The 11,987-nt window shown below is 69.7% G+C and carries 13 protein-coding genes; 7 read left to right on the top strand and 6 right to left on the bottom strand.

Features of this window, described 5'->3' with window-relative positions:
- Positions 1–53: 53 nt before the first annotated feature.
- Together OG205_RS43900 and OG205_RS43895 are read right to left on the bottom strand one after the other, a co-directional pair.
- Positions 54–572, bottom strand: coding sequence for a hypothetical protein (locus OG205_RS43900; RefSeq protein ID WP_330273650.1), 519 nt, complete (start codon positions 570–572; stop codon positions 54–56).
- Positions 573–577: 5 nt separating this feature from the next.
- Positions 578–907 (bottom strand): TfoX/Sxy family protein, encoded by a 330-nt coding sequence (locus OG205_RS43895; protein WP_319978743.1) that lies wholly within the window; start codon positions 905–907, stop codon positions 578–580.
- Positions 908–1,028: 121 nt separating this feature from the next.
- Between OG205_RS43895 and OG205_RS43890 the strand changes: the two genes are divergently transcribed.
- Positions 1,029–1,265, top strand: coding sequence for a YggT family protein (locus OG205_RS43890; protein ID WP_319978742.1), 237 nt, complete (start codon positions 1,029–1,031; stop codon positions 1,263–1,265).
- Here the strand turns inward: OG205_RS43890 and OG205_RS43885 are convergent.
- Complete coding sequence (locus tag OG205_RS43885) at positions 1,246–2,781, bottom strand: FAD-binding oxidoreductase (RefSeq protein ID WP_330273649.1); 1,536 nt, start codon at positions 2,779–2,781, stop codon at positions 1,246–1,248. The genes OG205_RS43890 and OG205_RS43885 overlap by 20 nt on opposite strands.
- 70 nt (positions 2,782–2,851) lie before the next feature.
- On the opposite strand from OG205_RS43885, the gene OG205_RS43880 reads away from it, so the two are divergent.
- Positions 2,852–3,643 (top strand): hypothetical protein, encoded by a 792-nt coding sequence (locus tag OG205_RS43880; RefSeq protein ID WP_330273648.1) that lies wholly within the window; start codon positions 2,852–2,854, stop codon positions 3,641–3,643.
- On the opposite strand, the gene OG205_RS43875 is transcribed toward OG205_RS43880, so the two are convergent.
- The gene (locus OG205_RS43875; RefSeq protein WP_330273647.1) at positions 3,640–6,228 is read right to left on the bottom strand and encodes a CHAT domain-containing protein; all 2,589 of its coding nucleotides are present in this window, start codon (positions 6,226–6,228) and stop codon (positions 3,640–3,642) included. The genes OG205_RS43880 and OG205_RS43875 overlap by 4 nt on opposite strands.
- The gene (locus tag OG205_RS43870) at positions 6,225–6,647 is read right to left on the bottom strand and encodes a hypothetical protein (RefSeq protein ID WP_330273646.1); all 423 of its coding nucleotides are present in this window, start codon (positions 6,645–6,647) and stop codon (positions 6,225–6,227) included. Before OG205_RS43870 ends, OG205_RS43875 begins: the two co-directional genes overlap by 4 nt.
- Between OG205_RS43870 and OG205_RS43865 the strand changes: the two genes are divergently transcribed.
- The 5 genes from OG205_RS43865 (at position 6,633) to OG205_RS43845 (ending at position 11,329) form a co-directional block, all read left to right on the top strand.
- Positions 6,633–7,505, top strand: a complete 873-nt coding sequence (locus OG205_RS43865; protein WP_330273645.1) for a S8 family peptidase — start codon at positions 6,633–6,635, stop codon at positions 7,503–7,505. The two genes, OG205_RS43870 and OG205_RS43865, sit on opposite strands and share 15 nt — an antisense overlap.
- Positions 7,506–7,559: 54 nt before the next feature.
- Positions 7,560–8,177: an RNA polymerase sigma factor gene (locus OG205_RS43860; protein WP_330273644.1), complete on the top strand. Its 618-nt coding sequence runs from the start codon at positions 7,560–7,562 to the stop codon at positions 8,175–8,177.
- On the top strand, positions 8,155–8,598 hold the full coding sequence (locus tag OG205_RS43855) for a hypothetical protein (RefSeq protein ID WP_330273643.1): 444 nt from the start codon (positions 8,155–8,157) through the stop codon (positions 8,596–8,598). Before OG205_RS43860 ends, OG205_RS43855 begins: the two co-directional genes overlap by 23 nt.
- Before the next feature lie 98 nt (positions 8,599–8,696).
- On the top strand, positions 8,697–9,497 hold the full coding sequence (locus OG205_RS43850; RefSeq protein WP_330273642.1) for an SAM-dependent methyltransferase: 801 nt from the start codon (positions 8,697–8,699) through the stop codon (positions 9,495–9,497).
- Positions 9,497–11,329 (top strand): diguanylate cyclase domain-containing protein, encoded by a 1,833-nt coding sequence (locus OG205_RS43845; RefSeq protein WP_330273641.1) that lies wholly within the window; start codon positions 9,497–9,499, stop codon positions 11,327–11,329. The genes OG205_RS43850 and OG205_RS43845 overlap by 1 nt, the downstream gene beginning before the upstream one ends.
- Before the next feature lie 43 nt (positions 11,330–11,372).
- On the opposite strand, the gene OG205_RS43840 is transcribed toward OG205_RS43845, so the two are convergent.
- Positions 11,373–11,891: a snapalysin family zinc-dependent metalloprotease gene (locus tag OG205_RS43840; protein WP_330273640.1), complete on the bottom strand. Its 519-nt coding sequence runs from the start codon at positions 11,889–11,891 to the stop codon at positions 11,373–11,375.
- Positions 11,892–11,987 lie beyond the last annotated feature (96 nt).

The raw sequence follows: 11,987 nt of genomic DNA, 5'->3' as shown, positions 1-11,987 counted from the left end.
GGGATTTTCGGCTCGACACGTCCGAAGGTCGGGAGAAAAGGGACATGGGGCTGTCAGTCGGTGCGACCGACGAAGTCGCCGATGTCGTCGAGCGCGTCCTCGGCCCTGCCCGCGCGGTCCGGATCGCCGAGCAGCTCCCGCAGCCGCGGCACGACCTCGGGCAGCACCTCGCGGTCGATCCTGCCCACGTGTCCCAGGCAGGTGACGGCGAGCTGGGCGAGATCTCGGTCGGAGCCACGGGTCACGTCGAGCAGGACGCGCTGCAACTGCTCGCGTTCCGGGTCGTGGCGGACGAGGGCGAGCATGGCCTGGTAGGCGTCGAGGCCGCCTGCACGGAGCTCGCCGTGCCAGCGCACCACGCACTCGTCGAGCACGACGTCGGCCGACCGCGCCAACCACTCGTCGATGTCGCCGGTCACCGTCGCCCAACCGCCGCCTTCGGCGCGCACGACCAGTTCGTCGTCCACGACGCCGACGAGCGGGTCACCGTCCCACTCGAACACCAGCCCGCCGAGCGCCGGGACCTCGCGGATGTCACGCCATTCCGCCAGGGCCGCGCGGACCCGTTCCACCAGGCTCACTTCGGCGGCAGCGCTTCCACGAACTCGCGGCACCGCGCGATCCAGTCCTCCAGCGCCTCGTCCTCCGCCACCGCCTCCCCGTCGACGACCACCCAGCCGTTCATCGGCCGTCCGGTGAAGTCGAAGACGCGGGCGCCCGGCTGGGCCAGCGCGTCGGCCTGCGCCTGCGGGCCGACGCGCGCGATCACATCGGAGCCCAGCACTCCTACCAGCATGTTTCCCCGCCACATGAACACCAGGCTGCCGAACATCTTCTTCGTGCTCAGGTCCGGGAGGTCGCCCAGCGACTCGCCCAGACGGTGCGCAAGGCCCTCGTCGTACGCCACACGCTGAATCTTGTCTCAGCGAGTTGCCAGGCGCCTCTCAGTTTCGTGTGGCTTGATGGACATACAGGACATAGGGAGGCTCATCTTGTTCGGCTTGGTCGGATGGATCGTCGGTTGGATCTTGACGCTGTTCATCCTCGTGATGATCGGCCGGATGATCGTGGACTGGGCGGTCACGCTGCAGGCGCGCGGTGACTGGGTGTGGAAGGTGCGGCGGGTGACGCACGGCATCACCGAGCCCGTGCTGGCGCCGGTGCGCAAGGTGTTGCCGCCCGTGCGGTTCGGTGGGTTCGGGCTGGACCTCGCGTTCACGGTGGTGTTCATCGCGGCGTTGATCCTCAGGTCGATCGTGTGGTGAGGACGCCGGGGTTGAGCACGCCCTGAGGGTCCAGCGCGGCCTTGGCACCGGACAGGGCCGCGCCGAAGACGTCCGGCCGTTGGCGCGTGTACCAGGGCATGTGGTCGCGGCCGACGGAGTGGTGGTGCGTGATCGTGCCGCCCGACGAGATGAGTGCTTCGGAGACCGCGGCCTTGATCTCGTCCCACTGCGCGGTGAGGCTGCCCCAGCGGCCCGGCGCGTAGACGCCGTAGTAGGGCGCGGGACCGTCCGGGTAGACGTGGGTGAAGCGGCACGTGACGATGCCGATGCCGCACACCTTCTTCAGCGCCTCGGTCGCCGCTTCCGTCACCGCCGCGTGCAGGCCGGGGAAGCGGTCCCAGGTGCAGGCCGTCTCGAACGTCTCGGTGATCATCGCGTGCTGGGCCATCGCGTCCCGCTGGTAGGGCATGCGCAGGAACGACTTCCGCCACTGCTGTGCCGCTCCCTCGACGACCTCGCCGTCACCGCAGAGCTCCAATGCTCGAGCCAGCAGCGCGTCGACGGGATGGTCGGCGGACTCGAAGGCCAGCACCAGCACGGACGACGGCGACCCGGCGTTGAGGAACGCCTCCGCCGGATCGAGCAGCCGGCAGTTGGCGGGATGCAGCCCGGACTGCGCGATCAGCCGCGTCGCCTCGACGGCCCGGTCCCACGACGCGAACCGCACCGACGCGCCCGCCCGGTGGACCGGCGGCTCCTGCAGCCGCATCCACGCCTCGGTGATCACGCCCAAAGTGCCCTCGGAGCCCAGGAAGAGCCGGTCCGGGGACGGACCCGCACCCGACCCCGGCAGCCGGCGCGACTCGGAGATCCCGCTCGGCGTCACGACCCGCAGCGACTCGGTCAGGTCGTCGACGTGCGTGTAGAGCGTGGCGTAGTGGCCACCGGCGCGCGTCGCGAGCCAGCCGCCGAGCGTCGAGAACTCGAACGACTGCGGGAAGTGCCGCAACGTCAGCCCGTGTTCCTTCAACTGGGCCTCCAGCGACGGCCCCAGCACCCCCGCCTGGATCCGCGCGGCACGACTCGTCGGGTCGACCTCCAGCACCCGGTCCAGCCCGCCGAGGTCCAGCGTCACGACCCGGTCCAGGTCACGAGGTTCGACCCCGCCGACGACGGAAGTGCCGCCACCGAAGGGAATCAGCGCCACTCCGTTCGACCCGCACCAGTCGAGCACGTCCACGACGTCCTGCTCGGTGCGCGGCCGGGCGACGGCGTCCGGCAACGGGCCGACGTCGCCGGCGAGGTTGCGGGTGACGTCGCGATAGGCCTGGCCGCGGGCGTGTGCGAGCCGGTCGACGGGATCGGTCGAGTAGATCTCGCCCGGCGGTTGGACGCGCGGCTCAGGCAGGTCCAGCGTCGACGGGTCCGGTGGCTCGTGGAACGTCAGGTCCGCATCCGGCAGCACGGCCCGGACCCGCTCGACCAGCGCACGGCGTTCCTCGGGGGTGACGGCGTCCTCGACGTTGCCCCAGCCCCACCACGACCTCGTTGTCATGACGAGCAACCATAAGCGAAACGTTCGAGTTCTGGAATGCCTCGGAGCAGAAACCGCTAGCGTCGAGGCCATGAAGCCTGGGGGGAAAACGGCTTTGGCCGCGGCGGTGCTCGCCGTGGTGGCGGCCGGTTACTTCATGACGCGTCCGGACGGCAACAGCGACACCGACGAGAAGGCGAGACAGGTCGCCGAGCGCATCGGCTACCCGCGCGGCACCGACGGCAACGACTACGCCCGTTCCGCGCTCCACGGCAACACGGACCAGAAGTACTTCGCGGTCCTGGAGATCACCGACAGCCCGGTCACCGACCCGGAGAAGGTGCGCGTCAGCCTGCTCTTCCGCGTCTACGACCCCGGTACCACCGAGTCCACGGGCTTCCGGCTCTGGGACGAGGATCCGGTGACCGCGTGCTACCGCGCGGACTTCAACCACTACGGCGTCACCGACGGCGGCCCCGACCGAGTCCGCTGCCCGGACGGCGCCAGGCCGATCGTCCCGCCACCCGCCCAGCGCACCGGCGTTCCGGAGAGCTACGTCGAAGCCTTCAAGACCGTGCTCACCGCACTGCCACCCACCCCGACGCAGGACGAGGTGCTCGCGGCGTTGCGCGCCGGCCTGCCGCCGATGCCGGTCGATCCGGAGACCAAGCTGCCCTGGAAGGAGCCGCGCCTCGACGCGTTCGTCAAGGACGGCGCCGTCGGCATCATCGCCGGTGGTGGCGGCGACTGCCTCAACGGAGTGCGGCTCGCCAACGGAACGGTCGAAGCCTGGCACCCGCCGCGCGTGCAGACCCAGCCGGGCGAGATCGGCTGTTCCGGCCAAAGCGCGCTGGTCCTCTACGCGACGCCGCCACCGCACTAACCAGCGCCGAAGCAGACGAAGCCCACTGCTGCGGCATAAGCGGCGTTGTCGACCGAAGCCCGTTGCACGGCGGCGAGAGCCTCGGCCGGAGCCATCCCGGCCGCGAGTTTCTGGTGCAGCTCCACCATCACCGGAGCCGTGCCGTCGGTCGGCACCGGCACGACAGGCGCGATCAACGTGCGCGTGCCCAGGCCGAGCAGCGCCGCGGTGAAACCCATCAACTCGTCACCCGGCCGGACAGCGGACTGGCCCGTGTCGCAGGCCGACAGCACCACCAGCGTCGGCGGGGTGCGCAGGCGTTCGATGTCGAAGACGGTCAACGGCCCGTCGGCCAGCTCCAAGGCCGAGAACAGCGGGTTGTCGACGCGGAACGAGCCGTGGGCGGCGATGTGAGCCAGCGCCGCACCGTCCATTGCGGACGCCACGGCGCTCACGGTCGCCTCGGCGTCGACCAGCACGCGCCCTGACACGTGCGCGCTGATGGCCTTGATCTCGGCGGGGGCTGCGGCCATCCGCGGCCCGGCGGCCAGCACGGCCTCCCCGGAGGCGTCGGGCACCGAAGTGGCGCGCAGCCAGACCGAGGCCGAGGGCGCGACGGTCACCTGGCGGTTCAGGACCGCCCACGGCAGTCCGTTCAGAGCACCGGTCGGCACGACCACCAAAGGCCGGCCGTCGATCCGCGAGGCCAGCGGATCGAGCAGACGGCGTGCCAGCAGCGAAGCGGCGTGCGACGCCGACGAGCGGGCCACGGCCATGTTCGGCAGCTGCGGCGGCAGGGTCACGAGGCGGTGCAGGGCGAAGCGGAGCAGGCGGATCTCGCGGACCACGCCCTCCACGGCGCCCAGGGAGTGCAGCGAGGCGCGGCCGCCGGCCAGGACGACGGCCATCAGCACACCGTCGTCCTCCACGAACTCGATCAGCGCCGAGGAGCCCAGAGCGGACCCGAGTGAGCCGACCGACGGTGGCTTGAAGACGGAGACCTCGCCGGAGACCTGGCGGGTGAGGTCGCGGACGCGTTGCTCGGCGCGGACCAGCTTGACGCGCAGCGCACCGGCGGGTTTCCCGGCCAACACAGCGGATTCCACGTCCGCCGCCACCGCGCGCAACGACGCCAGAGCGTCTTCGAGGCGAGGGTCGTCCGGCGGTGACACGGACTTCATCCGCAACGCCCCGGCCCGCCAGCTCTCGGTCCACGACAGCACGCGCGCCGCGTTTCCCGAAGCGACCGCGAGCCGCAGGCCCTCCAGAGCGAGCGCTTGGCCCTGCACACCGGTCGACGCCCGCAGCTCGGCCGCGCCCAGCGACACCCGGTACTCGTCCAGCAGCCCGATCCCCCGGCGCAACGCGGCAGAGGTCCCCCGCACGTCACCGGAAAGCTTGCGGCGCAACGCTTCCGCGTACCAGCCGCGCACGCGCAGACCGGCCGGTCCGCGCAGACGGGCACCGGCCGCGACGGAGAACTCAGCGACGGCACGGGCGCGGTGGCCCAGGTCGGCGGCGACCAGACCGGCGTCGATGCGGGCCTCCAGGGCGGGCAGCCTCCAGTCCATCGCGTCCAGCTCGGAGGCGACCCGCGACAAGGCCAGCCGCAACGGCCTGGTCCGGTCCCCACGCAGCACCGCCGCGTGCAGTTCCAGGTAGCGCGCACCGGCCGCCCACAGCAGGCGTTGCTCGCGGCGGAACCGGCGGCGCGCCTCGGCGGCGAACGAGTTGGCGGCGTCGGGATCGTCGTCCAGCAGAGCGATCCGGGCGCGGAAGTACAGAGCCTCCGAGACGCCCAACGGGTTCTTCAGCGCCTTCAGCTCGGTGATCGCGCGGTCGGCGGCGGCGCGGGCCTCGTCCAGCAGCGGCACCGAGACGAGCAGTTCCAGCCGGTTCACCAGCAACACGGGCCGCATCACGTCGAGGCGGCGGTACACCTCTTCCGCCTTGTCGAACAACGTCAGCGCGGCGGGCACGTCACCACCGCGGGTCGCCATGATGCCGGCGTTCCAGTGCACGTCGGCGACGCCGAGCTCCTGGCCGAGTTCGCCCAGCAGGAAGGCCGCCAGCTCGAAGTCCGCCGACGCCTCACGCATGTTCCCCACGTACGCGCGCACGAGGCCGCGGTTGTTGAGAGCGCGCGCCTCGACCAACTGGTCCCCCACGCGGCGTGCGCCGGCAATGGCCGCCGTGTAGTCGCGCTGCGCGTCGTCGTAGCGAGTCAGGTAGTGGAAGACGACGCCGCGTTGCATCAGGGCGGCCACCGAATCCGCTCCTGTCAGTTCCGGCATGGCGTCGTCCAGCAACGTCAGCGCGGCCTTCTGCTTGCCCGTGTACGCGAGCACCCACGCGAGACTCATCTGGGCCAGCGCGGCCAATCGGGGCAGCGACGCGTCCGAGGCGATCCTGATCGAGCGACGCAGATGCCTGGCCGCGCCGGGGAAGTCGTGCATCTCCCGCAACGCGAGGCCGATCGCGCGCTCGGCGATCGACCATTCCGAGCGATCTTCCGTCGCGCGAAGGACAGCGCGGGCCATCTCCACGGCCGCGCGTGGGTTGCGCTGCCTGGCCTCCAGCGCGTCCTCCGCACAAAAGTCGGTCACGGCAACACTTTATCCGCTGTGGTAGCTTGATCAAGCTCGGTCGGGGTGCCCGTCAACGCTGCTTTAGTGAGGCCGTGGTGTCGAAAACGCCAGAAAGCGCGGAGCTTTACCAAAGAGCTTTCCTGCAGCTCATCGCCGAGGACAAGAACATCAGCTTCCACGCCGAGCGCGGGCGTGAATTCCTTTATCGACCCGGCCAGTTGCTCGTCGCAGCCGAGGATCAGCAACGCGTGATCGAGAAACTGCGCGAAAACAACATCGTCGCCCGGCCAGGCGAAGGATTCGCCGGTTTGGCGCGATTGACGTTGCCGAACAACGCGGAGGACATTCCCCGCATTGTTCGCCTGTTGCGCGACCAGCGAAACTGGCCGAACGAGCGCGTCCCCCTCGTACAGCCGCACCACGTGATCGTCGGGCACGGCGGCCTCGTCATGGGCAACCCCGGCGACCGGCCCTACCCGGCCGACCCGGTGTCCGCGCCGAAGATCGACGAGCGCCTCAAGGACGTCCGCGTCGGCATCATCGACACGGGCATCTCGCAGGGCGCCGACAGCGACCACTCCGACTGGTTCGACGGCCGCTACGCCAAGGAGGCCGACGACGTCGACCCCGCCTACAGCAGCGGCGACAACTTCGCGTTGCAGGGCGGGCACGGCACGTTCGTCGCGGGTGTCATCCAGAACGCGGCGCCCGGCGTCACGTTCGACCCGGAGGTCGGCCTCGACCCGAACGGCTTCGGCGACGAGGAACGGCTCTGCCGCAAGATCACCGAGCTGGCCAAGAAGAAGATCAACCTGCTGAACCTGTCGCTCGGCTGCTTCACCGAGGACGACGTGGCCTCCGAACCGTTGCGGCGCACCATCGAGGCCTTGCCCGCCGACATCGTCGTGGTGGCCTCGGCCGGCAACCAGGGCACCCAGCGGCCGAGCTGGCCCGCGGCGCTGTGCGGGGTCACCGCCGTCGCCGCCGCCCAGCAGGAGCGGGACGGCTCGATCGGCCCCGCCTTCTACTCGAACTGGGGTCACTGGGTCGACGCGTGCGCAATCGGCAACCGGGCCTCCACCTATCTCAAGGGCGAGTGGCAGCTGCCCGGCGAGGCCGCCGCTACGCCGTTCGCGCTGTGGGCGGAGTGGTACGGCACGTCGTTCGCCGCGCCCCTGGTCACCGGCCGGATCGCCGCCACGATGGTGTCAGACGGCATCGGCGCAGCTCAGGCACGTGACAAACTGCTGAGCGGGCCGGAGCTGCATCCCGGCTACGGAGTTTTCGTCAAATAGTTGTATCTGGGGAGCAACCTCGGCCTCCGCCAGTTGTGATCGCAAGGAGTCGACGTGAGTTCTGCATCCCCGATCGCCGCGCTCGTGAGCGCGGCGGCCGAGGGCGATCAGTCGGCGTGGAACGAGATCGTGGACCGTTACACGCCGCTGGTGGTGTCGGTGATCTACAAGCACCGGCTGCGCCCTTCGGATGCGGCCGACGTGAACCAGACGCTGTGGCTTCGGCTCGTGGAGCAGATCGGACGACTGCGCGAGCCGGAGGCGCTGCCGGGCTGGATCATGACGACCACCCGCAACGAGTGTCTGCGCGTGCTGCGCGTGCAGCAGCGGACGCACCTCTACGACCCGTTGTCCGAGTCCGACGCGCTGGAGTCGGAACAGGTGGACGCGGACGTGGAGGCGGACCTGCTGGCCGTGGAGCGGCGGCAGGCGTTGCGAGATGGGTTCGCCGAGCTCACGGAGCAGTGCAAGCGGTTGCTGACGAGGCTGATGACCGATCCGCCGCCGAGCTACCAGGTCGTGAGCGAAGAGCTCTCGATGCCGGTCGGCAGCATCGGTCCGACGCGAATACGTTGCCTGGAGAAGTTGCGGAAGACCCCTGCGCTGTCAGCGTTTCTGGGGTCACCGTTGAAGAGAGGAGGTGTGCTGGGTGCGGCACGACTGGGACAGTGACGACTTGCTGCTCGACGCCTTGCGGGACGCGTTGAGCACACCTTCCGAGGAGGTGCCGCCAGAGTTCGTGGAGGCCGCGAAGGCCGCTTTCACGTGGCGGAACATCGACGAGGAGCTGCTGCTCATCACGTCGTACGACTCCGTGCTGGACGACACGCTGTTCGCCCGTGCGCGGTCGACGTCGACGGCGCGGCAGCTCGTGTTCGACGCGGACGGCGTGATGCTGCAGGTGGAGGTGTCGGCGGCGGGGGTCACCGGCCAGCTGATGCCGGCCAACGGACAGGTCACCCTGGTGACGCCGGCCGGCGACCACGAGACAGCGGAACTCGACGAAATGGGCATGTTCGTCATGGGGGTCGCACCACGAGGACCGGTGAAGTTCCGGTTCGCAAGTGGCTGCACCGATTGGTTCATCCTCTGACTCACCATTCGTGTGATGGGTGAATTCCCTCGTTCGGCCTACATCTGCGGCCAGTAGGGTTATCGACGCTCAGAATTCGCATCGCGAGAGGTGTGGCTGTGGTCGATCGAGTCAGCTGGGTTCCGGAAGGCGTCAACGTCGAGGTTCCGAGTTCCGCCCGGATCTACGACTACCTGCTCGGCGGCGGACACAACTTCGAGGCGGACCGCAGGACGGCGGAAGCGCTGATCAAGGTCCTTCCGGTGCGCGACATGGCACGGCGCAACCGCGCCTATCTGCGCCGGGTCGTGCTGGAACTGGCCGGACTGGGCGTACGGCAGTTCCTCGACCTCGGCTCCGGCATCCCGACGGTCGGCAACGTGCACGAGGTGGCGCACGAGGTCGCCCCCGGTTCGAAGGTCGTGTACGTCGACTTCGAACCGGTCGCGATCACGCACGCCGAGCTGATGCTGGCCGGTGAGCGGGACGTGACAGCACTGCTGGGCGACCTGCGCGAGCCGGAGAAGGTCGTGGCGCAGGCTCAGCAGCACCTGGACTTCTCCCAGCCGATCGGTCTGCTGGTCGTGGGCGTCCTGCAGTTCATCCCGGACTCGGACGACCCGTGGGGCGTGTTGTCCCGTTACGTGGAATCACTCTCGTCCGGTTCGTACCTGGCGCTGTCGCACTTCACCGCGGACAGCATGCCGGCGGCCATGGCTGCCGGTAAGGAGATCTTCGCGAAGACCGCGGAACCGATCACCCCGCGCACCCGCGCTCAGGTGACGGACATGTTGACGGGCACCGAGATCGTGGAGCCCGGCATCGTGTTCACGCCGGAGTGGCGGCCCGAGACGCCCGAGGACGTCGGCGACGATCCGTCCAAGGCCAACCTCTACGCCGCGGTGGGTCGCAAGCCCTGATGTCCGCCGCGCCCGTCGCAGAGCGCTGGGCGGCTGTTCTGATCGAGAGCGCGTATTCGCCGATGTCACGGCGGAAGCTGACGCAGCACCTCGAGGAACACGCCGCCCGGCTGCATGCCGGTCAGGCGGCGGTGGCCATCGGCGAATGGCTGGTGCGCAAGCGTTTCACCGGACCGGACTCGTTGCGCCGCACGCTGGAGGTGCTCGGGCCGGAGTTCCCGCCCGAGGTGCTCGGCGCGCTGGCGTCGGGCTACGTGCGGGCGACGCGCGACCAGTTGTTCGCCGAGCAGGAGCTGGTCAAGAACGCGCTGCTGAAGGCCGTCGAGGACGCGCAGCGCGACCTGCACGACAGCGAGGCCCGCTTCGCCCAGGTCTTCGCGACGACGGCGGTGGGCATCGCGATCTTCGACCTGGACGGCGCGGTCGTGGAGGCGAACGAGGCGCTGGCCGCCATCCTCGGGCACGAGGAGATGCCCAAGGAACTGTTCGCCGAGCCGGACGCGACCGCGCTGGCCGCGGCCTGCCGGCGGATCCTCACGTCCTCTGTGGACACTGATCGCCGGGAGTGGGAGCTCGCTCGCGCCAACGGTGACACGGTGTGGGCGAACGTCGTGCTGTCCGTGCTGCGCGGGTCGGACGGGCTGCCGAAGTTCCACGTGGCGTTGATCGAGGACGTCACCGAGCAGCGGATGCTCCAGGAGTGGCTGCGGCACCAGTCGCTGACGGACCTGCTGACCGGACTGCCGAACAGGGCGTCGTTCACCGACAAGCTGGAGTCCGCGCTCGCGACCGGGGAGCCGCACACGCTGGGCTACCTGGACGTCGACAGCCTGACGATCGTCAACGACGGCCTGGGGTACGTGGCGGGCGACGCCGTGCTGGTCGAGGTGGCGCGGCGGTTGAGGGTGGTGCTGCCGGACGCTGTGGTGGCACGGGTTGGAGGCGACGAGTTCGTCGTGCTGATCCAGGGTTCTCCCGACGTCGCGGCGCTCGCGGCGATGATCGACGAGGAGCTGTCCGAGCCGGTGTACCTGCAGGGCGCCGGGGTCGCGGTGTCGACGTCGATCGGTTTCGTGCACACGTCGGGCCCCGGTGTGGATCCCACGGCGGTGCTGCGGCGCGCGCATTCGACTTTGCGAAGAGCAGAAACCGGCGGCAAGAGGCAGTGGGCGATCTACGACCACGAGGCCGACGCCGCCGACCGCACCCGGTTCGCGCGGATCGCGGCGATGCCCGGTGCCTTCGAGAACGGCGAGATCTCCGTGGAGTACGCGCCGGTGTCGTGGGTCTCGGGACCGCTCGCCTTCGTGGAGGCCTCACTGCGGTGGGGCGCCACCCGGCACGACGACGTCGTCGCCCACGCGGACGCGCTCGGCCTGGCCGCCCGGCTCGCGCGGATGGTGCTGCAGGACGCGTGTTCGCGCGGCGAGCCGGTGCTGATCCGGTTGTCGCGGGACCAGTCGCGGGATCCGGACCTCGCGGCGCACGTGCGATCGACGTTGCGGGACAACTCGTTCCCGGCTTCTTCGCTGTTCCTGGCGCTGGACGTCCGGTCGATGCCGGACGGCGAGGAGAACCTCGAGGTGCTGCACGACATGGGCGTGCACGTGCTGCTGCACGAGTTCGGCGGCGGGTTCGCCGGGCTGTCCACTGTGGACCGCAGTTCGGTCTGGGGTGTCCGGCTGGCCAGGCCACCTTCGGAACGTCTTGCGCGGCAAGGGCTCGCGCTCATGGTGCCGCTGCTGCGGTCGGCCGGCGTGCACGTGATCGGCGGGCCGGGCGATCCGGACGAGCTTCGGGCGTTGGGCGTGGACCTGGTGGTCTCGCTGTGAGTGGTTGTGGCCGTCAGGGAGGCCACAACCACTCACGTGCGTTCTAGGCAGCGTCCTCGAACGTCGTGGCCTGAACCGTCACGGACCCGCCGAAGTTCCGCACGACCTCGGCCTTCTCCGCGGCGTTCGGGTTGGGGTTCTTGCACGACGTGCCGGCGCTGGCACCGGACATCAGGTCGGTGCACAGACCCGTCCGGCGGTCCGGCAGACCCAGGATGTGGCCGAGCTCGTGCGCGGCGATCCTGACCTTGTCGTGGCCTTCGGTGACCGCCTGGCGGCCCATCCAGACCCGGCCACGACCGAGGCTCGTCGTCTGGGCGCGGGGCCAGCCGTTGTCCGCGACGATGGTGATGTTCGCGGCCCCGGAGACCTTCACCAGCTTGATCGTGTTCGGGAGCTGCGTGTTCCACACGTTCGCGCCCGCGTCGACGGCCGCCACGAACTCAGCGGCGCCGGACGAGTTGTAGGTCAACTGGCGGGGCGCGGCTTCCGCGGTGCCGATGAGACCGACCGAGAGGGCGGCAGCACTGGCGACCACAGCAATTGTTTTGCGCAGGGACACAGGAATCTCCTCGCAATGCAGGGTAATTGCACCCCGACTGTATCGCTGCGCCGTTGGGGCACAAGAAGAGTCAAGTGTGAACCGCCGCTGGCACGG

The sequence above is a fragment of the Lentzea sp. NBC_00516 genome (assembly GCF_036346835.1).
GTDB lineage: Bacteria > Actinomycetota > Actinomycetes > Mycobacteriales > Pseudonocardiaceae > Lentzea > Lentzea sokolovensis.
The sequence above is the reverse complement of the archived record's forward strand: the minus strand, read 5'-3'. Positions and strand labels throughout refer to the sequence as shown.